This window comes from Pseudomonas sp. R3-41 (genome assembly GCF_054161485.1).
In genome coordinates this window covers 5487039-5509782 of sequence record NZ_CP096421.1, presented here as the reverse complement: position 1 = coordinate 5509782, position 22744 = coordinate 5487039, and the positions used below count along the sequence as shown (strand labels likewise).

Below are 22744 nucleotides of genomic sequence, written 5' to 3'. Positions count from 1 at the left end.
AAGCAGCAAACCTGTGGGAGCAAAGCTTGCTCGGGAGATGAAAGGTTTTATGCAGGACATCCTGGCGAGCGCGCTTCTGTGGCGAGGGAGCTTGCTCCCGCTGGAGGCGCAGCCTCCCTCCTGCAGTACGTCTTCCAGATGCAGGGGGCCGCTTCGCAGCCCAGCGGGAGCAAGCTCCCTCGCCACAAAAGCAGCGCCTGGCGGCGAATGCCAGTCAGTTAAGCAGCAAACCTGTGGGAGCAAAGCTTGCTCGGGAGATGAAAGGTTTTATGCAGGACATCCTGGCGAGCGCGCTTCTGTGGCGAGGGAGCTTGCTCCCGCTGGAGGCGCAGCCTCCCTCCTGCAGTGCGTCTTCCAGATGCAGGGGGCCGCTTCGCAGCCCAGCGGGAGCAAGCTCCCTCGCCACAAAGGCAGCGCCTGGCGGCGAATGCCAGTCAGTTAAGCAGCAAACCTGTGGGAGCAAAGCTTGCTCGGGAGATGAAAGGTTTTATGCAGGACATCGTGGCGAGCGCGCTTCTGTGGCGAGGGAGCTTGCTCCCGCTGGAGGCGCAGCCTCCCTCCTGCAGTGCGTCTTCCAGATGCAGGGGGCCGCTTCGCAGCCCAGCGGGAGCAAGCTCCCTCGCCACAAAAGCAGCGCCTGGCGGCGAATGCCAGTCAGTTAAGCAGCAAACCTGTGGGAGCAAAGCTTGCTCGGGAGATGAAAGGTTTTATGCAGGACATCGTGGCGAGCGTGCTTCTGTGGCGAGGGAGCTTGCTCCCGCTGGAGGCGCAGCCTGCCTCCTGCAGTGCGTCTTCCAGATGCAGGGGGCCGCTTCGCAGCCCAGCGGGAGCAAGCTCCCTCGCCACAAAGGCAGCGCCTGGCGCCGAATGCCAGTCAGTTAAGCAGCAAACCTGTGGGAGCAAAGCTTGCTCGGGAGATGAAAGGTTTTATGCAGGACATCGTGGCGAGCGTGCTTCTGTGGCGAGGGAGCTTGCTCCCGCTGGAGGCGCAGCCTCCCTCCTGCAGTGCGTCTTCCAGATGCAGGGGGCCGCTTCGCAGCCCAGCGGGAGCAAGCTCCCTCGCCACAAAGGCAGCGCCTGGCGGCGAATGCCAGTCAGTTAAGCAGCAAACCTGTGGGAGCAAAGCTTGCTCGGGAGATGAAAGGTTTTATGCAGGACATCGTGGCGAGCGCGCTTCTGTGGCGAGGGAGCTTGCTCCCGCTGGAGGCGCAGCCTCCCTCCTGCAGTACGTCTTCCAGATGCAGGGGGCCGCTTCGCAGCCCAGCGGGAGCAAGCTCCCTCGCCACAAAAGCAGCGCCTGGCGGCGAATGCCAGTCAGTTAAGCAGCAAGCTTTGCTCCCACAGGTTTTATGCCGTTTGTTCCTAACTGACAGGCATTGGCGCCTCCTTTTAAGGGGAGGCCGAGGTCTATTTCAGATTGCCACTGAGAAACTGCTTGAGCCGTTCGCTGGTGGGATTGCCCAGCACGTCTTCCGGTGCGCCTTCCTCTTCCACCAGGCCCTGGTGCAGGAACAGCACTTGGTTCGAGACCTTGCGGGCGAAGCTCATTTCGTGGGTCACCATGATCATGGTCCGGCCTTCTTCAGCCAGGCCCTGGATCACTTTCAGCACTTCGCCCACCAACTCCGGGTCCAGTGCCGAGGTGGGTTCGTCGAACAGCATCACCTCCGGCTCCATTGCCAGCGCACGGGCAATGGCCACCCGCTGTTGCTGGCCGCCGGAGAGGAACGCCGGGTACTGCTCGGCGACCCGCGCCGGCAGGCCGACCTTGTCGAGGTAACGTCGGGCACGGTCGTCGGCTTCCTGCTTGCTCACCCCCAGCACCCGGCGCGGCGCCATGGTGATGTTTTCCAGCACGGTCATGTGGCTCCACAGATTGAAGTGCTGGAACACCATGGCCAGGCGCGTGCGGATACGTTGCAGTTCGTCGGCGTCGGCCACGTGCATGCCGTGGCGGTCCTTGATCATCTGGATTGACTGACCGTCCAGGGTCATGGCGCCATCGTTGGGTTGTTCCAGGAAGTTGATGCAGCGCAGGAAGGTACTCTTGCCCGAGCCGCTGGCACCGATGAGACTGATGACGTCGCCGGTCTTGGCCTTGAGCGAAACGCCCTTGAGGACTTCATGTTCGCCATAGCTTTTATGCAGGCCTTCGATGGTCAGTTTGTACATGGAGCATGCATCCTCAAGGCGAAAGTAGGTAGCCGCTGCGGTAGGCCTCGGTGCCGGCGACATGGGCTATCACCATGCCGGCCGTGGCCATGCGGCGCAGCGAACGGGCGTACAGCAGCCCGGCGTTACGGCAATGAACGGGGGTGACGGTATCGTTGACCGGGTCGATGATTTCCGCGATCAGTTGCCCCGCCTCCAGGTATTCGCCGGGCAAGGCGCTGTAGACCAGCAACCCGCCCACGGGCGTCGTCACCGGCTCGACCGCGGCCAGCGGCGTGGCCGGGTAGGGCAACTCGGGCATGGGCATCGGTTCGCCGTCGATGGCGCCGAAGCGGATCAAGTACTCGATCAAGGCCTGGCAGTCGAGGCTCGCCAAGCCGTGGTTGACGTCGCCCTGGCCGCGCAACTCCACGGTGACCGAAAAGCTGCCCAGGGGAATCTCGAAGCGGTCGCCGAAGCGTTCCTTGAGCTGCCACCAGAGCAGGGTGAAGCACTCATCGAACGACTGGCCACCCGAATCGGTTGCCAGCAGGCTGGCTTCGGCACCGATGTAGCGGGCCAGCGGCTCGACCTGGGGCCAGGCTTCGGGCGTGGTGTAGAGGTGGGCCACGGCTTCGAAGTCGCAATGCAGGTCCAGCACCATGTCGGCGTCGCAAGCCAATCGCTGCAGGGCCAGGCGCAGGGACTGCAATTGCGTGCCAGGGGTTTGCCGGGCGAGGGCATCGCGCAGGCTGGTGCGGATCAGCATCAGGTTGTGCTGCGGATCGTCGGTGAGCAGGTCCTGGATCTCGTTGCCGATCTCCTCGCTCAGGTCGACGAAGCGGCGGTTGAAGTTCTGCCCGCTCTCGGTTTCGTAGCGGCCCAGGGGCACGTCCATCAGCACTTGTTCAAGGCCGATGGGGTTGGCGACGGGCACCAGCACGATCTCGTGCCGCAGGTGGCCCGACGCCTCGAGCTCGGCCAGGCGTTGCTTGAGGTGCCAGGCGACCAGCATGCCCGGCAGTTCATCGGCGTGCAGGGACGCCTGGATGTAGATTTTGCCGACGGCATTTTCCGGGCCGAAGTGGAAGCTGTGGATCTTGCGCGCTGTCCCCGGTACCGGGGCCAGCAGGTCATGGATCTGATGGCGCATGTGCGTGTGTGTCCTGGAACAAAAGCCTTAGTGGGTCGGCCCGAGGAAGGCCAGCCATCGGCGTTCGGCGAGGCGGAAGAGGCCTACCAGCGCAAAGGTGACAGTCAGGTAGATCAACGCGGCGATCCCGAACGACTGGAACGTCAGGAACGTCGCCGAGTTGGCATCCCGGGCGACTTTCAGCACGTCTGGAACGGTAGCGGTGAATGCCACGGTCGTCGAGTGCAGCATCAAGATGACTTCGTTGCTGTAGTACGGCAGCGAGCGGCGCAGGGCCGACGGCATGATCACGTAGGCATACAGTTTCCAACCGGTCAGGCCGTAGGCCTTGGCCGCTTCCACTTCGCCATGGTTCATGCTGCGAATCGCCCCGGCGAAAATTTCCGTGGTGTAGGCGCAGGTGTTCAAGGCGAAGGCCAGGATCGTGCAGTTCATCGCATCGCGAAAGAAGCTGTCGAGCATGGGCTGGGCGCGCACCGCCTCGATGCTGTAGATGCCGGTGTAGCAGATCAGCAGTTGGATATAGAGCGGCGTGCCCCGGAACAGGTAGGTGTAGAACTGCACGGGCCAGCGGACGTAGAACTTGGGGGAAACCCGGGCGATGGACAGCGGGATCGACACCACGAAGCCGATCAGCAGCGAGGCGCTGAGCAGCCACAGGGTCATCGCCAGGCCGGTGATGTTGACGCCGTCGCTGTAGAGAAACGGCCGCCAGTATTCTTGCAGGAGTTCGATCATCGCACCGCCTCCCGGGCGCCGGCGGCGTAGCGGCGTTCAAGCCAGCGCAGGATGAAGTTGGACGCGCTGGTGATCAGCAGGTAGATCAATGCCGCCAGCACCAGGAAGTAAAACAGCTGGTAGGTGCTCTTGCCCGCGTCCTGGGCCGCCTTGACCAGGTCGGCCAGGCCGATGATCGACACCAGCGCGGTGGCCTTGAGCATCACCATCCAGTTGTTGCCGATACCCGGCAAGGCAAAGCGCATCATTTGTGGAAAGACAACGTAGCGAAAGCGCTGGCCACGCTTGAGGCCATAGGCCGTGGCGGCTTCGACCTGGCCGCGGGGGACCGCGAGGATCGCGCCGCGAAAGGTTTCGGTGAAGTACGCGCCGTAGATGAAGCCGAGGGTAATCACCCCGGCGCCGAATGGGTTGATCTCGATGTATTCCCATTCCATGAAGTCGGTAAACGAGGTCAGCCAGGTTTGCAGGCTGTAGAAAATCAGCAGCATCAGCACCAGGTCCGGCACGCCGCGGATCAGCGTGGTGTAGAGCTGGGCGGGGATTCGCAGCAGTTTGACGCGGGACAGCTTGGCGCTGGCGCCCAGCAGGCCGAGCAGGACGCTCAGCAACAAGGACAGGGCCGACAGCTTGATGGTCATCCAGGTGCCTTGCATCAGCAGCGGGCCAAAGCCCTGCAGGCTGAAGGCCGAAAGCCCCAGACTTTGTAGGAATTGTTCGAACATGGACGTTGCCTTTGGCTGAAAAAAGACGCCCACCCGAGATCGGGTGGGCGCCGCGCATTATTTGCCGCTGTACAGATTCAGATCGCCAAAGTGTTTTTTCTGGATCTCGGCGTATTTGCCGTCGTCGTGTAACGCTTTGATACCTTTATCCAAAAGGGCCTTCAGCTCTTTGTTACCTTTCTTGATACCGATGGCGGTCTTGGATGGCAGCAGTTCGCTGTCCACTGGCTTGCTGACTTCGTAGCCTTCGCCTTTTGGCGACTTCAGGAAACCCAGCTCAGCCTGGAGCATGTCCTGGATCGCGGCGTCGAGGCGGCCCGAGGTCAGGTCGGCGTAGACCTGGTCCTGGTTCTGATAGGCCTGGGTCTTGACGCCAGCCTTGTCCAGCACGGCCTTGGCGTAGGCTTCCTGGATGGTGCCTTGCTCGTAGCCGACGGTCTTGCCTTTGAGCGAGGCAACGTCTTCGCTCAGGCCCGAGCCCTTCTTAAAGACATAGGCCGTTGGGCCGGAGAACAGCTCGCTGGAGAAGTCGATGGCTTTTTCACGGGCCGGGGTCACGGTCATGGAGGAGATCACGCCGTCGAATTTATTGGCCTTCAGGCCCGGGATCATGCCGTCGAAATCGCTTTCAACCCATTTGCATTTGACCTTCAGTTCTTCGCAGATCGCATTGCCCAGGTCGATGTCGAAACCCACCAGGCTGCCGTCGGCGGCCTTGGACTCGAACGGAGCGTAGGAAGGGTCGACACCAAAACGCAGTTCCTTGTATTCCTTGGCCGTGGCAACGCCAGCGGCCATGCACAACGCCAGTGCAGAAAGGGTCAGCAGTGCTTTTTTCATTATTGAGTCCCTAAAACCAATTTGAGCGCTTGTGGCGCGTAAGATTGTTACCGGTGAAGGTCTGAACGGTATGACGGCATAAAGGTAGCAATTTCCGCACCATAGTGCCGAACAGGTGTTTTAAAAGCACGGGTGGCGGAAGACGGAACGCGATGGTGCGCGAGGCTGAGCGTACATCAAAAAACGCACCGGGATGGAGCGTGCGTCGTCTCGATTGCGGTCTTTGTGGCGAGGGAGCTTGCTCCCGCTGGAGGCGCAGCCTCCCCACGCGGTGTGACATACAGAACCAGAGGGCCGCTTCGCGCTGGAGCGCCAGCCCGGCCCAGCGGGAGCAAGCTCCCTCGCCACAGAGGGAGCGGTGTTATTTCAGCAGGTCCTGAAGCGTTGCCAATGTGTCGGCTTCGTCGACGCTCTTGTCCTGGCGCCAGCGCAGCATCCGCGGAAAGCGCACGGCGATCCCGCTCTTGTGGCGCTTGGACAGGGCGATCCCCTCGAAGCCCAGTTCGAACACCAGGGTGGGCGTGACGCTGCTCACCGGGCCGAACTTTTCCACGGTGGTCTTGCGCACGATGCTGTCGACCTGGCGCATCTCGGCATCGGTCAGGCCTGAATAGGCCTTGGCGAACGGCACGAGGGTGCGTTCGCGACTGCCCGGCGGGTTGTCCCACACGGCGAAGGTGTAGTCGCTGTACAGGCTGGCGCGCCGACCGTGGCCGCGCTGGGCGTAGATCAGCACCGCGTCGACGCTGAACGGGTCGATTTTCCATTTCCACCACACGCCCATGTCCTTGGTCCGGCCAACGCCGTACAGCGCGTTGCGGGCCTTGAGCATCATGCCTTCGACACCGAGGCTGCGAGAGGCTTCGCGCTGCCGGGCGAGGTCGAGCCAGTCCTGGCCGGTGACGATGGGTGAGGGCAACAACACCGGGCTGTGGATACGGGCGATCAGCGCCTCCAGTTGTTCGCGCCGCTCGGCTTGGGGGCGGCTGCGCCAGTCCTCGCCTTGCCATTCCAGCAGGTCGTAGGCCATCACCACCACGGGGGCGTCGTCGAGAATTTTCTTGCCCAGGGTCTTGCGCCCGATGCGCTGCTGCAACAGGGCGAAGGGCTGCACCGCCGGTTGCAGCGGTGCGTCGGGGTCGAAGGCGTCCTCGGTGACTGACTGCGGGGCTTTCCAGACCACGATTTCACCATCGATCACCGTGCCGTCAGGCAGCGCCTGGGCCAATGAGTGCAATTCCGGAAAACGTTCAGTGACCAAGTCCTCGCCTCGGGACCAGACCCACAAATGGTCTTCGCGCTTGATCACCTGGGCGCGGATTCCATCCCATTTCCACTCCACCTGCCAGTCACTGGCGGGCCCCAGCAACGCGTCGAATTGCGCCACGGGCGCGGACAACCCATGGGCCAGGAAAAACGGATAAGGCTGGCCGCCGCGCTGGGCATGCTCATCGTCGGATTCGGCGGCGATCAGCTTGAGGTAGCTGGCCGCCGTGGGGCGATGGGACAGATCGGTGTAGCCCACCAGTCGCTGGGCCACCCGTTTGCTATCCAGCCCGGCCATGCTCGCCAGGGCCCGGGTCACCAAGAGCTTGGACACGCCGACGCGGAAACTGCCGGTGATGAGTTTGATGCAGAGCATCAGGCTCGGTCGGTCGAGCTGCGCCCATAGCGCCGGAAGCCGTTCAGCCAGGACTTCAGGCGATTCACCGCGCAACGGCAGCAGTTTCTCCTCGACCCACAGCGCCAGGCCTTCATCGGAGCTGTGGGGCGATTCAGGCAAGACTAACGAAATGGTTTCGGCCAGGTCGCCCACGGCCTGATAACTTTCCTCGAACAGCCAGAGCGACAACCCGCAGACCTGGACCGCCAAATCCCGGAGGATTTTTACCGGCACCAACTGCCGCGGACGCCCACCGGAGAGGAAATACACGGCCCAGGCGGCATCTTCCGGCGGTGCCTTGCTGAAGTAATCTTGCATGGCGGCAAGCTTGGCGTTGCTGGACGTGGTGGCGTCCAGTTCGGCGTACAGCTCGGCGAAGGCTTTCATGACGCCGCCTCGCCGCTGTCGGCCGCCGTGGCGAGGTCTTCTTCATCGTCACCGTACTCCGTGGTGAACCCCTGGGCGTCGAGGCCTTGCTCGCAGAGGTGGCGCACCAACACGGCGACCGACCCGTGGGTGACCATCACCCGCTCGGCGCCGGTCTGTTCAATGGCCCAGAGCAGGCCAGGCCAGTCGGCGTGATCGGACAGCACGAAACCCCGGTCCACGCCGCGTCGCCGACGCGTACCGCGCAGGCGCATCCAGCCACTGGCGAAGGCATCGCTGTAGTCGCCGAAGCGGCGCATCCAGCTGCTGCCGCCGGCAGAGGGCGGGGCGATGACCAGCGCCTGGCCCATGATTGGATCGTTCTTTTTAAAATCGCCAGCGTAGAGCGTCGGTGGCAGGTGAACGCCTGCCTCGCGATAGACCCGGTTCAGCGGTTCCACCGCGCCGTGGGCGAGGATCGGTCCGAGGCTTTCATCGATGCCGTGAAGAATCCGCTGGGCCTTGCCGAAGGAATAGCAGAACAACACGCTGGCCCGGCCGGCGGCAATGTTTGCGCGCCACCACTGGTTGATCTCCTCGAAGACCTGCGCCTGGGGTTGCCAACGATAGATCGGCAGGCCGAAGGTCGATTCGGTGATGAAGGTATGGCACTTCACCGGTTCGAACGGCGCGCAGGTGCCGTCAGGCTCGACTTTGTAGTCCCCCGACGCCACCCAGACCTCGCCCTGGTACTCCAGCCGCACCTGGGCCGAGCCCAGGACGTGGCCGGCGGGGTGAAAACTCAAGGTCACGCCGTGGTGTTGCAGGCGTTCGCCGTAGGGCAGGGTTTGCAGGTTGATGTCCTGGCCCAGGCGGGAACGCAGGATGCCTTCGCCGGGTGCCGCCGCCAGGTAGTGTTGGTTGCCGCTGCGGGCATGGTCGCCGTGGGCGTGGGTGATGACCGAGCGTTCCACCGCGCGCCACGGGTCGATGTAGAAATCCCCGGGCGGGCAGTACAAGCCTTCGGGGCGGGCAATGACAAGATCCATGCAGTCACCGGAGCGATGGGCTTGTCAGGTAGAGGCGAGGGCGAGGGGAGAAGTTCTATCGGGTTTTCGGGGTGGATCCACTGAACCCGTGGCGAGGGAGCTTGCTCCCGCTCGGCTGCGCAGCAGTCGTAAACCGGTTGATGCGGTCTGCTTGTAGACATGCAGGGGGCTGCTTCGCAGCCCAGCGGGAGCAAGCTCCCTCGCCACAAATCCTGTCTCCAGGCCCGGGGTTGCAGTTACTTGCCAGGCACCAGGGTCAACCGCGTCTTGCCGTAGGCTCGATCGAAGTTCTGCGATTGCAGCGGCAAATTCTGGTACTGCCCCTTGATCCATGGATCGATGCCATTGGCATAGTGTGGGCTGACCGGGTTGCCGGACTGGCCGGTGCCGTCCTGGATCATCAACGGTTCAGGCTGGCCGAAGTCGACGATAAAGCGCATGGAAGGCGCCAGGGTGGTGGCGAAATCCTGCCCCCAGGCAAACGCCGCCGTGTTGAGCGTGGTGCTGTCTCCGCCGGCCGGCATCGGGCCACGTACGATCTGGCCGTTGCTGTTTTTCCACGTATAACGATGCAACTGGCCCCACTGCCAAGCCTTGTGGTCACCGCCCAACTGGCTGTCACCGGCACTGATGGTGGCGGCCAGGCTGCGGGCGAGGATGACGGCTTTGTCTTCTTTCTGCGGTGTGCGCACATCGTCCCAGAATGGGCTGTCTTCGCGCCCCAGCAGATGATCGGCCTGGGCCGAGTAGGACAATTGGCCGTTGGCGACCAGCGCCTGCCACGCCGCGCTGCTGTCCGGGCCCAGCTCGTCGAGGAAAATCTGCTTCATGCTTTCCTGCAGGAACAGCCCATAGATCGCCGCGTCGGCGGAGGTCGGGCTGAGCCGGCCATCGAATGCCATCAAGCGGGTATAGGCCTCGCGGGCCTTGGCCCGGTCAGCCACCGGCAGGGCGTCGATCGCCTGTTTGAGCGGCAGGGCCATGCCCGGGGCTTCGAAGACGCGCTTGAGCTTGGCCGCGAACGTCGTGCTCTGGTCGTATTGCATGGCGGTCAGGCTGCGGGTGTCGTGCTTGCCCGCGCTGGCCAGCTCGGTCATGCGTTCGCCACGCTCCGGTGCGCCCCAGGAATTGGACAACTGCATGCCGTAGCCATGGGGAATGACCCGTTGGTTGGCGGTGCCGAGCCAGCCCTGGGCCGGGTCTTGATCGTAGGGGTGCAACATCGGGTCGGCGTAACCGTCCCAATCGTAGCGACCGTCCCAACCTGGCGATGGCAACAGGCCTTCGCCTTCGCGGCGGTTCGGGTAGCGACCGGTGACTTGCCAGCCGATATGGCTGGCGTCGGCAAAGACCAGGTTCACCGCCATGGCGCGGATTTCCCGGCTGGCATCTGAGGCTTTCTCGACGTTCTGTGCCCGGGACAGGTCGAAGAAGGCATCCAGGGTCTTGTCGTCGCCGAAGCTAGGGGTCTGCAAGGCCAGGCCAAAGCCGTTGGCCATGGCCGGCCCTTGGGCACTGTTGAGCAACGGGCCGTGGCGGGTTTCGAACACGGCTTCACGAATCGGTCGCTGGCCTTTGATGAAGTAGGTTTCGTTGCGCACGATCACTGGCTGCCATTTGCCGTTGACCTCGTAGGACAGGCTGTTGCCCTGGCGTCGGATTTTTTCCAGGAACAGGTCCTGGTTGTCTCCCAGCACGCTGGTCATGCTCCAGGCCACCTTGCCGTTGAATCCGGCCAGGATCATTGGGATGCCCGCCACGGAAACCCCGGCCGCCTGGTACTTGGGCGCGCGGATCTGTACGGGACTCCACAGCCCCGGCATGCCCAGCGGCCCATGGCTGTCGCTGGTCAACAAGCTCTTGCCGCTGCGGCTGCGTTGCGGCGCGATGGCCCAGTTGCTTGCAGACGCAGCGCCCAACAGATTCAGCCCGGCCAACTGGCCGGTGGCCTTGCTGATTTCGTTCAGGCCTGGGATCTGGCCGTTGAGGCGCAGGCCTTGGAGCTTATCAGCCTCGGCCACGGGCAGTTGCTCGTCCGGATAGGATGGGCTCAGCCAGGCGAGCTTGTCGTTGTTGACGGTCTGGGCCAGCACCAGGCTGGCGACTTCTTCCGGCAGGTTGGCTGACTGGCTGAAATTCAGCAGGCAGAACATCAACGCTGAATCTTCCGGCTTCCAGTATTCGGGCTTGTAGCCAGTGGCGGCCAGGTCCGCCGGCAGCTTGTCGCGGTAGCGGAACAGGTAGGCGTTGACGCCGCGGGCATAGACTTCAAAGAAGCGCTTGAGCCGTGGCGAAGACGCCTTGTACAGCTCGTCGGCGTTTTTCTTCAGGTTAACGGCGCGCATGTAGCGGTCGACGTCCAGCCGTTCGGCGCCGGACATCTCTGCCAACCGCCCCTGGGCCAGCAGGCGCAGGGTGACCATCTGGGCAATGCGGTCGCTGGCGTGGACGTAGCCGAGGGTGAACAGGGCGTCATGGAAGCTGTTGCTTTCGATCAGCGGCATGCCTGTGGCATTGCGGCGGACCGAGACGTTCTGCGCCAGCCCCTTGAGCGGCTGCACGCCGGATGTGGGCGGGACAGTGTCCTGGGCATTCCAGGTCTGGCATCCGCTCAAACCGAGCACACTGGCCACTGCGGCGGCAACGCCGAGCCGGGGGATAAGGGAAATAGAGGCTGGCGAGGCCATGGCAAAGCTCCTGCGGGAGGGGGTGGCACCAATAAAGGCGCTACGTTAGTGAGCAGGCGGGGGCCGCGCAAGCGGGGGCGAGGGTTATTTGTTGATTTAGCGATGAAAGCCCTGCTGTTCACTCAAGGACGACTGTGAACCTGTCGCGAGGGAGCTTGCTCCCGCTGGGCTGCGCAGCGGCCCCAAAACCATTCGACACGGTGTGCCAGGAAAATACGGCTGGCAGGTTTTTACGATTGCTGCGCAACCGAGCGGGAGCAAGCTCCCTCGCCACAAGTCAGCGCGTTTGCTCGAAGGCTTGCCTGTTGGAAAAGGGGATGCTCAAGTGTGGAACATTAAATGAACGAGCAAGAGAAAACCGGCATGGAGCTACAGCACGACGCGGCGCTGATCCTCATCGATCAACAAAAAGGCATCCTTCACCCCAGGCTCGGCCCTCGCAACAACCCCGAGGCCGAGCTGCGCATGCTGGAGCTGCTGGCCTTCTGGCGACACACGGCGCGGCCGGTGATTCACGTTCATCACTTGTCCCGCTCGCCGGACTCGGTGTTCTGGCCGGGGCAGTCGGGGGTGGAGGTCCAGCCGCGGTTCGCGCCGATGACCGGGGAACGGTTGGTGCAAAAACAGGTGCCGGATGCGTTCAGTGGCACGGGCCTGGAGCAAGACCTGCGCGAAGCCGGCATCGGGCAACTGGTGATCGTCGGCGTGGCGACGCACAACTCGGTGGAGTCCACGGCGCGCACGGCCGGCAACCTGGGGTTCGACACTTGGGTGGCCGAGGACGCCTGCTATACCTTCGACAAGACCGATTACTTCGGCAATCCTCGTTCGGCGGCCGAGGTGCATGCCATGTCCCTGGGCAACTTGCACGGTGAGTATGCGACGGTGGTGGGTGTGGAGCGGATTCTACAGGCAGGCTGATACATATGCAGTGAATGTGCTGGCCTCATCGCGAGCAGGCTCGCTCCCACATTGATTTTGCGGCAATCATTGGATATCGCTTCACCCGCAATTCCCCTGTGGGAGCGGGCTTGCTCGCGAAGAGGGCGTGTCAGGTTAATCACTGCCAACTGACCCACCGCATTCGCGAGCAAGCCCGCTCCCACATTGATTCTGCGGCGATCATTGGATATCGCCTCACCGTAAATCCAGTGTGGGAGCGAGCCTGCTCGCGATAGCGATTTAACAGGCGAAGATTATCTCCGCCCAGCCCCTCAAGCCCCGTGGCATTTCTTGAATTTCTTGCCATTGCCACACGGGCAAGGGTCGTTGCGACCGACATCCTTCAGGGCGTTGCGTACTGGCTCCTGGTGGGCGTGGCCGCAGTTCGGGCCGTGGACGTGGCCGTGGTCATGATCGTGGTGATGGTCGTGATCGTGGTTGCAATCAGAGCCGTGAACGTGGGGTTGCTGGGTCATCGGGGTTACTCCGCAATTAAATCGGCGGCGATTATCACGCCATTGCGCTCAAGGTGCACGTAGTGGGCAATGAATAATCCGGTTTCCAGCTCACCTTCCAGACGATAGGGGATCTGTTCCCGGGGTTTCTCCAGCAGTTTCACCACTTCCCGCACCTGGGGCCACAGGTTGGTGCGCACCGGCACCTTGAAGTAGGCGCTGTGCCTGGGGCGCACGGTGAACCAATGTTCATGCTCACCTTCGGTCAGCAACAGCTCGCCCAGGTGGACACGGTAGGTCAGGCCACGAACGGTCAGGTCGCTGTCGCCGGGGTTGTCGACGCGAAAGTGCAGCATGAACCGCTGTTCCACCAGCCGGGCCCGGATCACCTCGACCTTGACCAGGTGGACCTGGGGCTCAGGGGCTTCATCGCCTCGCCAGGAGGCACAGCCGCCGAACCCGAAGAACAGCAACAGGCAGGTGACGCGCAGCAAGAAGGATGGGTGGGTCATGTCCGTGCCTCTGGTTTATCCCCAGTCTAGCCCTATGGGCCGATGGACGGGCGTCGGACGTTTCCGAAAAATCAGCGGTTGAAGTAACCGGCGCAGCATTTCTTGAATTTGTACCCGCTGCCGCACGGACAATCGTCGTTGCGTCCCGTCTTCACCGGCACGGTCGGGTCGATGAAGTACCAGCTCCCGTCGTTTTGCACAAACGAGGACTGTTCCCGGTGGCTATGCTCGCCCTGGCCATCGTGCCAGCGCGCCGTGAACGTGACGAAGGCGTGTTCCGGTTTACCGCCGAACACTTCGCTGCTTTCCACCTCCAGCCCCAACCAGGTGCTGTTGGCGCTCCACTCGCTGATCGACTGGCGATCGAGGCTTTGCTGCTGGGCGGGCAGGGTGGTGGCGACCAGATAATCCACCAGGCCCAGCACATAGGCGCTATAGCGCGAACGCATCAAGGCTTCGGCGCAGGGCGCCGGGTGACCGTCGTGATAGTGGCCGCAGCAGGCGTCCAGTGAATTGCCACTGCCGCAGGGGCAAATGGGTGATTGGGAGCTTGTGTTCACGGTTACCACCAATATTTTCCGAAGTTTTCCGGGTTGGCCCAGAAACGTGAGTTGAGCCAGTCGGGGACTTGTTTGTATTCAAGCAGATCGTAGGTGAACAGGGTCAGCACCTGATCGTCACGCTGGAATCGCTCACTGGCTTGCAGGGCCAGGGAGAAAAAGTCCGTCTCTTGCCAGCCGCAGGCAGTGAGGTCGGCCAGCACGGCGATGCGGCTGGCGTTGAGATTGCGGATGCCGCCCAGCAGGTTCAGGCCCTCGCGCTTGGGCAAATGCTCCAGGCAATCGAGTGCCAGGGCCAGGTCAAAACGGCGCGCCGCCACGTCCGCCGGCAGCGCGCCGGGGCCGGCGTGGACCACTTCGGTGTCGGGGTGGGCCTGCTGGAAGGCTTCGAGTGCGGGGAAGGCGCTGGCGCCGATCAGCAGCAGGGTTTGCGGGGCATAACGGTCAAGCACGGCCGCCAGGGCTTGCTGGGGCGTACGCGAAGAAATGGCAACGGTCATCGAAGTTCCTCAGTCAGAACCACCACGATAGCCTGCCCGGACATCATGGCCTAGAGCGGTTTGTCCCGGAATGTGCGCAAACGTCGTAAACCCGGGGCGAAAACCCGCGATTGCTCAGGCTGGCGTAGATTCGAAGTCGGGTCTTTACTCCCCTGAATCGGCGCCAAGCCGATCCCTCAAGGAGAAACCCGATGAGCATAGTTCGGACAGCGTTACCCCTGGTTCTGCTAACCAGTGTGTTGACTGGTTGCGCAGGTTTGCAGAAAACCGACTGGCCGACCTGTGCGGCCGTCGGCGGAGCGATCGGCGCCGGATTGGGCGCCATAGAAAGCACTTCCTGGGCTGGCGGCGGCGCGTTGTATGTTGGCGGCATGGCGGCAGCTTATTGCTGGGTCAAGGGCGACGGCGACGAAGACGGCGATGGCGTGCCGGACAGCCGTGACAAATGCCCGGGCACACCGAAGGGCGTGCAGGTCGATGCCGACGGTTGCCCGCCGCCCGCACCGGCGCCGGTGGTCGAAGAAGCGGTCGTGGTCAAGGAAGAAACCATCGTGATCCGCGATGTGCACTTTGAATTCAACAAAGCCACGCTGACCCCAGCCGACAAGGATGTACTGAGCACGGTCGCCACCCGCCTGAAGCAGGAAACGTCCACCGCGCAACTGAGTGTCACCGGCCACACCGACAGCGTTGGCAGCGATGCGTACAACCAGAAACTGTCGCAGCGGCGAGCCGATTCGGTGGTGAAATACCTGGTCGAAAACGGCGTGCCGCAGTCCAGTTTTGTCTCGGTGTCCGGCGCCGGTGAGAGCCAGCCGGTGGCCGATAACAAGACCTCCGACGGCCGTGCGATGAACCGCCGCACGGAGATCAAGATAAACCGTTGAAACCCTTGGCATCCGCGGCTTGTAGAGTTGCGGATGCGGGTCTTTACTCCTGTGTGACCGGTATGGGCCGGTGACACAGGAGCCTTCACATGAACGTTCTAATCAGGGCCGCCTTACCGGTGCTGCTGGCGAGCAGTCTGTTGTCCGGTTGCGCCACTCACAGCGACGGCAGCGCACCCCTCAATCAACGCACCTGGCCAATCTGTAGCCTGATCGGCGGCCTCGTCGGCGGCGGGTTGGGGGCCATTGAAAGCAGCGGTTGGGCCGCTGGTGGCGCCGCCTTGGGGCTGCTGGGCGGTGGCTTGATCTGCTACGCCCAGGATGGCGATGAAGACGATGATGGCGTGTTCGACCGCCGCGACCGTTGTCCCGATACCCCAGCCAATACACCGGTCGAGCATCATGGCTGCCCGGTGCCGCAATACCCCGCCAGCGCGCCACCGGTCGAACCGCAAGCGCCGACCAGCGAAGTCATTACCCTCAATGACGCGGGCAAGGTGCTGTTCGATTTCGACAAATCCGATCTCACCGCAGAGGCTCGAAGCCAGCTCGATGGGCTGATGGGCAAGCTCAGCCATGTCAATGTCGCCAGCATTCGGGTAGTGGGCCACACCGACAGCGTCGGCAGCGATGCCTATAACCAAGGGCTGTCCGAACGTCGCGCCAGTAGCGTCGTGGAGTATTTGCTGACCCAGGGACTCGCCCCCGACAAACTCACCAGCGAAGGCAAGGGCGAAAGCGAGCCGGTGGCCGACAATGAGACCGACGAAGGGCGCGCGCAGAATCGCCGGGTCGAATTGCATCTCCAGCGCTGAGCAGCGAGCCAGAGCTGCCGGATCGTCGGGAGGGCGATCCGGTCGGCCGGGGCTCGGGTTGGATTAAATTTGCCTGGCCCTCTGGCTTATCCGGCGCGCAAGCCGTTACTGTGCGCGCAAAGAATAATTCTCCATCAGGGGGGCGTATGAAGGTGTTTTGGGGGCTGGGGCGCTTGCTGACCCTGCTGTTCTGGCTGGTGGTGCTGGTCAACCTGGTCGTGCCGTTCGTCCATCCGCTGCATCTGCTGGTCAATTTCGCCGGTGCTTTTTTGCTGGTGCTGCACGTGCTGGAACTGCTGTTGTTCCGGGCCAGTTTCCGTGGCCGCGCCGCCCCTGGCCGTGACCGCCTCAGAGTGCTGCTGTTCGGCATCTTCCATCTGCAAACCCTCCCGACCGCGCCAGAGGCTTCCCATGCGTAAATTGTGTCTGCTTGCCGCCCTTGTATGCCCGTGGGCTTCGGCCCAGGTGCTCCAGGTCGAAAGCCATTCGTTGATGCGCCTGCCCAACACCACCAGCACACTGACCCTGGAACGTCTGGAGGTGGCCGATTACGGCACGCTGCTGGTGCCGTCCAATGTCGCTGAACTGTCCATCGACCAATTGCACCTGGGGCGTGAAGCGCGGATCGCCATCGTGCCGGCGCAGCAGGCATTGGAAATGAAAGTGGCCCGGGCTGAATTGGCCGAGGGCAGCCAGATCACTTCACGGGGCGCACCGGGTACCTACACCAAGGCCGCGCGGCCGGGGCGCGATCTCAACCTGCGTTTCAAGGTGTTGAATGGGCCGTTGTTGTCGGTGGATGCCCGTGGCGGCACCGGAGCACCGGGTTACGTGGGGCTCGACGGTGCCAATGGCCAGGCGCCGGGTTGCACCTGGGGCTCGGCCGGTCGCGGTGCCGATGGCAGCAATGGCAGCGATGGCCAGCCGGGCGCCGCCGGCGCGCAGGTGCGCCTCGAACTGCCCCGGGCCTATCCTGCCGAGCAGATCAAGGTCACGGTGGATGGCGGTGCCGGTGGCCCGGCGGGACACGGCGGCAAGCCTGGGGCGGGCGGCAAGGCCAAGGGCTGCGTGGTTTATACCGCGGATGGCGGCAAGAGCGGTCGCCCTGGCGCCGACGGCCAGCCCGGGCCTGCCGGAGCGGCGGGGGCGGTGACGGTGCAGCGGTTCTAAACGTATGGCGAACCTCATGTGGGAGCGGGCTTGCTCGCGAAGAGGGCGTGTCAGGTTAATCAATGTTGATTGACCCAACGCCTTCGCGAGCAAGCCCGCTCCCACAAGTTCAGTGTGATATCGACGATTTTTTTCAGAACATCGGCCGCGCCGCGCCAAGCGCCACCACCAGCAACCCGATCAACAAATTGATCCCCACCAACCGCCGGATTTTCCCGAGCACCGCCGCACCCGCCGGCCAGTCCTGCGCCGTTACGGCGTTACGCAAAACGGGCAGTTGCAAGCCCTGGATGCGGATAAACAGTGCTGTCATCACTATGTACAGCCCCATCATGATCTGCACATAACGCGGCGCGGTTTCGAAGCCGGCGAAGCGCAGATGGATCAGGCCGACGCCGCTGATCGGTAAAAGCACCACGGCCACCCAGACCCAGACGAAAAAACGCTGAAACACTTCTACCCATAACTTGAGCCGGGCAGGGCCCTCTAGCGCCGTCATTGCGGCGGGTCGCAGGATCATCCAGGCGAAGAACATGCCGCCGACCCAGATCAGGGCCGCCAGTAAATGCAGGGTGTAGACGAGGGCAAAGGGTGTCATTGGGTTACTCCGTTCTGCGCAGGATTCATTAGCGGGGTATGATAGCCGCCGATCCGAACCACTGAAAATTTATCCAGCGTTTTTAGCGCCCGACCATTCATGATCAGCACCGAACTCAAAACCACGATCCAGGGCGCCTATTCGCGTTTTCTCGAAGCCAAGAGCCTCAAGCCGCGATATGGCCAGCGCCTGATGATTGCCGAAGTGGCAAAAGTCCTGGGTGACATCGACACCGACGACGAAGGCCGGCGCAGCGGCGAGCCTGCCATCGTGGCGGTGGAGGCCGGCACCGGTACCGGCAAGACCGTGGCCTACAGCCTGGCAGCGATTCCGACTGCCAAGGCCGCTGGCAAACGCCTGGTGATCGCCACGGCCACCGTCGCCCTGCAGGAGCAGATTGTCTACAAGGACCTGCCCGACCTGATGCGCAACAGCGGGCTGAACTTCACGTTCGCCCTGGCCAAGGGCCGCGGGCGCTACATGTGCCTGTCCAAGCTCGACATGTTGCTTCAGGAAGGCCACGCCCAGACCGCCACGGCCCAGTTGTTCGAAGAAGAAGGCTTCAAGATCGAGGTCGATGAAGCCAGCCAGAAGCTGTTTACCAGCATGATCGAAAAGCTGGCCGGCAATAAATGGGACGGCGACCGCGACAGCTGGTCCACGGCCCTGGAAGACGCCGACTGGTCTCGCCTGACGACCGACCATAGCCAGTGCACCAACCGCCATTGCCCTAACTTCGGCCAGTGCGCCTTCTACAAGGCCCGGGAAGGCATGGGCAAGGTCGACGTCATTGTCACCAACCACGACATGGTCCTGGCCGACCTGGCCCTGGGCGGCGGTGCGGTGCTGCCGGACCCGCGCGACACGATCTACGTGTTCGACGAAGGCCATCACCTGCCGGACAAGGCCATCGGCCATTTCGCCCATTACACCCGGCTGCGCTCCACCGCCGATTGGCTGGAAACCACCGCCAAGAACCTCACCAAGCTCTTGGCCCAGCATCCGTTGCCGGGCGACCTGGGCAAGTTCATCGAGCAAGTGCCGGAGCTGGCGCGGGAAATCAAGACGAACCAGCAGTTCATGTTCACCGCGTGCGAGCAAGTGGCCGATTTCAAGCCCGGCGAAGACGTCGAGGGGCGTGAGCGGCCACGCCACCGGTTTGTCGGCGGGGTGATTCCTGAACACATGCGCGACATGGGCATCGAGCTCAAGAAAGGTTTCGCGCGCCTGACGGATCTGTTCACGCGGCTGACCGACCTGCTCAAGGAGGGCATGGATGGCGAGGTCAACATTGGTATCGCCAGCAACCAGGCCGAGGAGTGGTATCCGCTGTTCGGCAGCCTGCTGTCCCGCTCCCAAGGCAACTGGGAACTGTGGACGGCCTTCACCGCCGAAGACCCGGAAGACAACCCGCCGATGGCGCGATGGCTGACCCTGGCCGAAAGCGGTTCGCTGTTCGACATCGAGGTCAATGCCAGCCCGATCCTGGCGGCGGAAATGCTGCGGCGCAACCTGTGGAACGTGGCCTACGGCGCGCTGGTGACCTCCGCCACCCTGACCGCCCTCGGCACGTTCGACCGCTTCCGCATGCGCGCCGGCCTGCCGAAGAAGGCCGTGACCGCCGTGGTGCCAAGCCCCTTCCATCACGCCGACGCCGGTGTGCTGCGGGTGCCGGACCTCAAGGCCGACCCCCGGGACGCCGCCGGCCATACGGCGGCGATCATCCGCGACCTGCCGGAACTGGTGGAAGGCTCACGGGGCACGCTGGTGCTGTTTTCCTCGCGCAAGCAGATGCAGGACGTGTTCGATGGCTTGGACCGTGATTGGCGCAAGCAGGTGTTCATCCAGGGCAACCTGTCGAAGCAGGAAACCCTGAACAAGCACAAGGCACGGGTCGACGGCGGTGATTCCAGCGTGTTGTTCGGCCTGGCGAGCTTCGCTGAAGGCGTGGACTTGCCCGGTGCCTATTGCGAGCACGTGGTGATCGCCAAGATCCCCTTCTCGGTTCCCGACGATCCGGTAGAGGCGGCGCTGGCCGAGTGGATTGAAGCCCGCGGAGGCAATCCGTTCATGGAAATCTCCGTGCCGGACGCTTCGCTGAAGCTGGTCCAGGCATGTGGCCGCTTGCTGCGCACCGAAGAAGACCGCGGCACCATCACCTTGCTCGACCGCAGGCTGGTGACCCAGCGCTATGGCAAGGCGATCCTCAATGCATTGCCACCGTTTCGGCGGGAGATTTCCTGATACGTGTTGCTGTGGCAAGGGCGCTTTTGTGGCAAATGGACGCTTTTGTGGCGAGGGAGCTTGCTCCCGCTGGGCTGCGCAGCAGCCCCAAACCTGGCACAGCGGTGTGCCAGGCCTATGGCGTGCGGTCTGAACAGGGCTGCTGCGCACCCCAGCGGGAGCAAGCTCCCTCGCCACAAAGGCCAGAACCAGTCCGGTCAGCCGTCTTGCGGCGGTTCCCAAAAGCCTGAATGGCTGAAACAATGCCAGCCACCTTAAAAGTGTTTGTTTCAAGGGAGTTACGGGTGCAAATTCAAGGTCATTACGAGCTTCAGTTCGAAGCGGTGCGTGAAGCGTTCGCGGCATTGTTCGATGACCCCCAGGAGCGCGGCGCGGCGTTGTGCATCCAGGTGGGGGGGCGCACGGTCATCGACCTGTGGGCCGGTACCGCCGACAAGGATGGCCATGAAGCCTGGCACAGCGACACCATCGCTAACCTGTTCTCCTGCACCAAGACGTTCACCGCCGTCACCGCCTTGCAACTGGTGGCCGAAGGCAAGTTGCAACTGGACGCCCCGGTGGCCCGCTATTGGCCTGAGTTTGCGGCGGCGGGCAAAGCTGGCATTACCCTGCGCCAACTGCTCTGCCATCAGGCCGGACTTCCGGCGTTGCGTGAGCTGTTGCCGCCCGAAGCGCTGTATGACTGGCAAACCATGGTCGACGCCCTGGCGGCCGAAACGCCTTGGTGGACGCCGGGCGAGGGTCACGGTTATGCCGCGATCACTTACGGCTGGCTGGCGGGCGAGTTGTTGCGCCGGGCCGACGGGCGAGGCCCGGGGGAGTCCATCGTGGCCCGCGTCGCCAAGCCGTTGGGCCTGGATTTTCACGTGGGCCTGGCCGACGAGGAATTTTATCGCGTGGCCCACATCGCCCGTGGCAAAGGCAACGTCGGCGATGCGGCGGCCCAGCGCCTGTTGCAGGTGACGATGCGCGAGCCCACGGCCATGACCACCCGGGCTTTTATCAATCCGCCGTCGATCATGACCAGCACCAACAAACCGGAATGGCGGCGCATGCAGCAACCGGCGGCCAACGGCCACGGCAATGCCCGTAGCCTGGCTGGGTTCTACGCGGGACTGCTCGATGGCAGCCTGCTGGAAGGTGAAATGCTCGACGAACTGACTCGCCAGCACAGCCTCGGCGAGGATAAGACGTTGTTGACCCAGACCCGTTTCGGCCTGGGCTGCATGCTTGACCAGCCGGATGTGCCGAATGCGACCTACGGCCTCGGCCCACGGGCGTTCGGTCATCCGGGGGCAGGAGGCTCGATCGGGTTTGCCGATCCCGAACATGATGTCGCGTTCGGCTTCGTGACCAACACGCTTGGGCCTTACGTGTTGATGGACCCGCGCGCGCAGAACCTTGCGCGGGTGCTTGCCACTTGTCTATAAAACGCCATTGAAGGCCATGGACACAGGAACCTCGTGTCCTTTTCAGTTTCCAAGCGTCTGTTTATGCGGCCAAAACATGGCCTTGTTTTTTCATCTAGATCATTTTGTGGATATCCAATGTCATCGAATAAAACCCTCGCTCTGGCGCTGTGCTTCGCTATCACCGGTTGCGCACAAACCCCACAAAATGATGCCGAGGGCAGCAGTGGCTGGTGGCCGTTCGGTTCTTCCGACAAGGTAGCGGCCAAGGAAGCGGCGCCAGTGGCGCCCCTGAAGCCAGCCGCCGTCGCACCGCAAGCCAAGGCCGAGGGTGCCAGCCATTGGTGGTGGCCGTTCTCTTCCGAGGAAACCGCCGCAGACGCCGCCAAAAAAGCCGAAGCAAAAGCTGAAGCCAAGCCTGAGGCCAAGGCGCCAACAGCGGTTGCCAAGGCCGAAGCCGAAAGCAATGGCAAGTGGTGGTGGCCGTTCGGCGGCAAGGATCAGGAAACCGCCAAGGCGGTGCCGATGCCCGATCCGAAAGTTACCCAGGCCTGGCTCGACGACTACGAGCCGAAGCTGCGCACCGCCATCAAGGACAGCAAGCTCGAACTCGAGCGCCGCGACAACGTGCTGGTGGTCACCGCGCCCGTGGACGGCTCGTTCAACCCGGACCGCCCGGCCATGCTGTTGCCTGTGACGCTCGGCCCGTTCACCCGCGTGGCGAAGATCCTCGAGGCCGATCCGAAGACCGCCGTGCTGATTCTCGGCCATGCCGATACCTCGGGCGCCGCCCCGGCCAACCTCAAACTCAGCCAGGAGCGTGCCCAGTCCGTGGCGGCGATTTTCCGCCTCAGCGGCCTGCAACGCGATCGCCTGATGCTGCGCGGCATGGGCGCAGTGGCGCCACGTGCGGCCAACGATAGCGTCGAGGGTCGTGCCTTGAACCGTCGTGTGGAACTGCTGGTCACGCCCGCCAACACCATGGTTGCGCTGCTGAGCAAATACAACATGCCGGCGCCGGCCCCGGTGACCATGGTTGCCGCCCAGGATGTGAAGCCTGCTGCCCCGGCCCCTGCGCCTGCGGCTAAAAAAGCGGTGGCTTCGACCAAGAAAGCCTCGACCAAGAAAGCGCCGGCCAAAAAAGCCGCGACCAAGGCGCCTGCAAAAAAAGCCCCGGCCAAGCCCGCCACCCCGGCGAAGAAACCCCAACCGGCCAAAGCCGCCACCGATACCAAGAAAGTCGCGGCCGCCGAGACTCCGAAGCAGTGATGGGCTAACCA

General features: G+C 63.0%; 21 protein-coding genes. 8 read left to right on the top strand and 13 right to left on the bottom strand.

What is annotated here, in order from left to right; genetic code table 11:
• Positions 1 to 1407: 1407 nt before the first annotated feature.
• The 8 genes from M1D99_RS23750 to M1D99_RS23715 all read right to left on the bottom strand — a co-directional run bounded on the left by M1D99_RS23750 (position 1408) and on the right by M1D99_RS23715 (position 11372).
• A complete protein-coding gene (locus M1D99_RS23750; RefSeq protein ID WP_186708405.1) occupies positions 1408 to 2172 on the bottom strand; it encodes an ABC transporter ATP-binding protein in 765 nt (254 codons plus the stop codon).
• A 13-nt stretch (positions 2173 to 2185) separates the two neighbouring features.
• Positions 2186 to 3304, bottom strand: coding sequence for a succinylglutamate desuccinylase/aspartoacylase family protein (locus M1D99_RS23745; protein ID WP_434572008.1), 1119 nt, complete (start codon positions 3302 to 3304; stop codon positions 2186 to 2188).
• A 27-nt stretch (positions 3305 to 3331) separates the two neighbouring features.
• Positions 3332 to 4042: an ABC transporter permease gene (locus tag M1D99_RS23740; protein WP_053118991.1), complete on the bottom strand. Its 711-nt coding sequence runs from the start codon at positions 4040 to 4042 to the stop codon at positions 3332 to 3334.
• Positions 4039 to 4767: an ABC transporter permease gene (locus M1D99_RS23735; protein ID WP_053118993.1), complete on the bottom strand. Its 729-nt coding sequence runs from the start codon at positions 4765 to 4767 to the stop codon at positions 4039 to 4041. The genes M1D99_RS23740 and M1D99_RS23735 overlap by 4 nt, the downstream gene beginning before the upstream one ends.
• 57 nt (positions 4768 to 4824) lie before the next feature.
• A complete protein-coding gene (locus M1D99_RS23730; protein WP_186730446.1) occupies positions 4825 to 5607 on the bottom strand; it encodes a transporter substrate-binding domain-containing protein in 783 nt (260 codons plus the stop codon).
• A 361-nt stretch (positions 5608 to 5968) separates the two neighbouring features.
• Positions 5969 to 7657: an ATP-dependent DNA ligase gene (locus M1D99_RS23725; RefSeq protein WP_458130857.1), complete on the bottom strand. Its 1689-nt coding sequence runs from the start codon at positions 7655 to 7657 to the stop codon at positions 5969 to 5971.
• A complete protein-coding gene (locus M1D99_RS23720; RefSeq protein WP_434572001.1) occupies positions 7654 to 8685 on the bottom strand; it encodes a ligase-associated DNA damage response exonuclease in 1032 nt (343 codons plus the stop codon). The genes M1D99_RS23725 and M1D99_RS23720 overlap by 4 nt, the downstream gene beginning before the upstream one ends.
• A gap of 236 nt (positions 8686 to 8921) precedes the next feature.
• A complete protein-coding gene (locus tag M1D99_RS23715) occupies positions 8922 to 11372 on the bottom strand; it encodes a penicillin acylase family protein (RefSeq protein ID WP_458130856.1) in 2451 nt (816 codons plus the stop codon).
• Positions 11373 to 11735: 363 nt separating this feature from the next.
• On the opposite strand from M1D99_RS23715, the gene M1D99_RS23710 reads away from it, so the two are divergent.
• A complete protein-coding gene (locus tag M1D99_RS23710) occupies positions 11736 to 12293 on the top strand; it encodes a cysteine hydrolase family protein (protein ID WP_186730449.1) in 558 nt (185 codons plus the stop codon).
• A 293-nt stretch (positions 12294 to 12586) separates the two neighbouring features.
• On the opposite strand, the gene M1D99_RS23705 is transcribed toward M1D99_RS23710, so the two are convergent.
• The 4 genes from M1D99_RS23705 to M1D99_RS23690 form a co-directional block, all read right to left on the bottom strand.
• Complete coding sequence (locus M1D99_RS23705; protein WP_434571997.1) at positions 12587 to 12790, bottom strand: SEC-C metal-binding domain-containing protein; 204 nt, start codon at positions 12788 to 12790, stop codon at positions 12587 to 12589.
• Between the two features lie 5 nt (positions 12791 to 12795).
• Positions 12796 to 13281, bottom strand: coding sequence for an LEA/WHy family protein (locus tag M1D99_RS23700; protein WP_207965980.1), 486 nt, complete (start codon positions 13279 to 13281; stop codon positions 12796 to 12798).
• Positions 13282 to 13352: 71 nt separating this feature from the next.
• Entirely contained in the window at positions 13353 to 13841 is a 489-nt protein-coding gene (locus M1D99_RS23695; protein ID WP_458130855.1) for a YchJ family protein, read from the bottom strand.
• Positions 13842 to 13843: 2 nt separating this feature from the next.
• Positions 13844 to 14341, bottom strand: a complete 498-nt coding sequence (locus M1D99_RS23690) for a DUF6231 family protein (RefSeq protein WP_434571993.1) — start codon at positions 14339 to 14341, stop codon at positions 13844 to 13846.
• Between the two features lie 191 nt (positions 14342 to 14532).
• On the opposite strand from M1D99_RS23690, the gene M1D99_RS23685 reads away from it, so the two are divergent.
• The 4 genes from M1D99_RS23685 (at position 14533) to M1D99_RS23670 (ending at position 17213) form a co-directional block, all read left to right on the top strand.
• Entirely contained in the window at positions 14533 to 15228 is a 696-nt protein-coding gene (locus M1D99_RS23685) for an OmpA family protein (RefSeq protein WP_458130854.1), read from the top strand.
• Between the two features lie 89 nt (positions 15229 to 15317).
• The gene (locus tag M1D99_RS23680) at positions 15318 to 16043 is read left to right on the top strand and encodes an OmpA family protein (protein ID WP_186708427.1); all 726 of its coding nucleotides are present in this window, start codon (positions 15318 to 15320) and stop codon (positions 16041 to 16043) included.
• 146 nt (positions 16044 to 16189) lie between these two features.
• Complete coding sequence (locus tag M1D99_RS23675; protein ID WP_186708429.1) at positions 16190 to 16462, top strand: DUF1145 domain-containing protein; 273 nt, start codon at positions 16190 to 16192, stop codon at positions 16460 to 16462.
• Complete coding sequence (locus M1D99_RS23670; protein ID WP_186708431.1) at positions 16455 to 17213, top strand: collagen-like protein; 759 nt, start codon at positions 16455 to 16457, stop codon at positions 17211 to 17213. The genes M1D99_RS23675 and M1D99_RS23670 overlap by 8 nt, the downstream gene beginning before the upstream one ends.
• Before the next feature lie 133 nt (positions 17214 to 17346).
• Here the strand turns inward: M1D99_RS23670 and M1D99_RS23665 are convergent, their stop codons facing one another.
• Positions 17347 to 17811, bottom strand: a complete 465-nt coding sequence (locus tag M1D99_RS23665) for a CopD family protein (RefSeq protein ID WP_186708432.1) — start codon at positions 17809 to 17811, stop codon at positions 17347 to 17349.
• 99 nt (positions 17812 to 17910) lie between these two features.
• Here M1D99_RS23665 and dinG point away from each other — a divergent pair, with 99 nt between their 5' ends.
• The 3 genes from dinG (at position 17911) to M1D99_RS23650 (ending at position 22733) form a co-directional block, all read left to right on the top strand.
• Positions 17911 to 20055 carry an ATP-dependent DNA helicase DinG gene (gene dinG, locus M1D99_RS23660; protein ID WP_434571989.1) on the top strand — a complete coding sequence of 715 codons (2145 nt, stop codon included), beginning with the start codon at positions 17911 to 17913 and terminating at the stop codon, positions 20053 to 20055.
• 284 nt (positions 20056 to 20339) lie between these two features.
• Positions 20340 to 21485, top strand: coding sequence for a serine hydrolase domain-containing protein (locus M1D99_RS23655; protein ID WP_434571987.1), 1146 nt, complete (start codon positions 20340 to 20342; stop codon positions 21483 to 21485).
• A gap of 117 nt (positions 21486 to 21602) precedes the next feature.
• Positions 21603 to 22733 carry an OmpA family protein gene (locus M1D99_RS23650; RefSeq protein WP_434571985.1) on the top strand — a complete coding sequence of 377 codons (1131 nt, stop codon included), beginning with the start codon at positions 21603 to 21605 and terminating at the stop codon, positions 22731 to 22733.
• The last annotated feature ends 11 nt before the right edge of the window (positions 22734 to 22744 follow it).

Excerpts from the sequence above, each read along its gene's own strand:
- M1D99_RS23750 (WP_186708405.1), bottom strand. The coding sequence starts at position 2,172 with ATGTACAAACTGACCATCGAAGGCCTGCATAAAAGCTATGGCGAACAT.
- M1D99_RS23745 (WP_434572008.1), bottom strand. The coding sequence starts at position 3,304 with ATGCGCCATCAGATCCATGACCTGCTGGCCCCGGTACCGGGGACAGCG.
- M1D99_RS23740 (WP_053118991.1), bottom strand. The coding sequence starts at position 4,042 with ATGATCGAACTCCTGCAAGAATACTGGCGGCCGTTTCTCTACAGCGAC.
- M1D99_RS23735 (WP_053118993.1), bottom strand. The coding sequence starts at position 4,767 with ATGTTCGAACAATTCCTACAAAGTCTGGGGCTTTCGGCCTTCAGCCTG.
- M1D99_RS23730 (WP_186730446.1), bottom strand. The coding sequence starts at position 5,607 with ATGAAAAAAGCACTGCTGACCCTTTCTGCACTGGCGTTGTGCATGGCC.
- M1D99_RS23725 (WP_458130857.1), bottom strand. The coding sequence starts at position 7,657 with ATGAAAGCCTTCGCCGAGCTGTACGCCGAACTGGACGCCACCACGTCC.
- M1D99_RS23720 (WP_434572001.1), bottom strand. The coding sequence starts at position 8,685 with ATGGATCTTGTCATTGCCCGCCCCGAAGGCTTGTACTGCCCGCCCGGG.
- M1D99_RS23715 (WP_458130856.1), bottom strand. The coding sequence starts at position 11,372 with ATGGCCTCGCCAGCCTCTATTTCCCTTATCCCCCGGCTCGGCGTTGCC.
- M1D99_RS23710 (WP_186730449.1), top strand. The coding sequence starts at position 11,736 with ATGGAGCTACAGCACGACGCGGCGCTGATCCTCATCGATCAACAAAAA.
- M1D99_RS23705 (WP_434571997.1), bottom strand. The coding sequence starts at position 12,790 with ATGACCCAGCAACCCCACGTTCACGGCTCTGATTGCAACCACGATCAC.
- M1D99_RS23700 (WP_207965980.1), bottom strand. The coding sequence starts at position 13,281 with ATGACCCACCCATCCTTCTTGCTGCGCGTCACCTGCCTGTTGCTGTTC.
- M1D99_RS23690 (WP_434571993.1), bottom strand. The coding sequence starts at position 14,341 with ATGACCGTTGCCATTTCTTCGCGTACGCCCCAGCAAGCCCTGGCGGCC.
- M1D99_RS23685 (WP_458130854.1), top strand. The coding sequence starts at position 14,533 with ATGAGCATAGTTCGGACAGCGTTACCCCTGGTTCTGCTAACCAGTGTG.
- M1D99_RS23680 (WP_186708427.1), top strand. The coding sequence starts at position 15,318 with ATGAACGTTCTAATCAGGGCCGCCTTACCGGTGCTGCTGGCGAGCAGT.
- M1D99_RS23675 (WP_186708429.1), top strand. The coding sequence starts at position 16,190 with ATGAAGGTGTTTTGGGGGCTGGGGCGCTTGCTGACCCTGCTGTTCTGG.
- M1D99_RS23670 (WP_186708431.1), top strand. The coding sequence starts at position 16,455 with ATGCGTAAATTGTGTCTGCTTGCCGCCCTTGTATGCCCGTGGGCTTCG.
- M1D99_RS23665 (WP_186708432.1), bottom strand. The coding sequence starts at position 17,811 with ATGACACCCTTTGCCCTCGTCTACACCCTGCATTTACTGGCGGCCCTG.
- dinG (WP_434571989.1), top strand. The coding sequence starts at position 17,911 with ATGATCAGCACCGAACTCAAAACCACGATCCAGGGCGCCTATTCGCGT.
- M1D99_RS23650 (WP_434571985.1), top strand. The coding sequence starts at position 21,603 with ATGTCATCGAATAAAACCCTCGCTCTGGCGCTGTGCTTCGCTATCACC.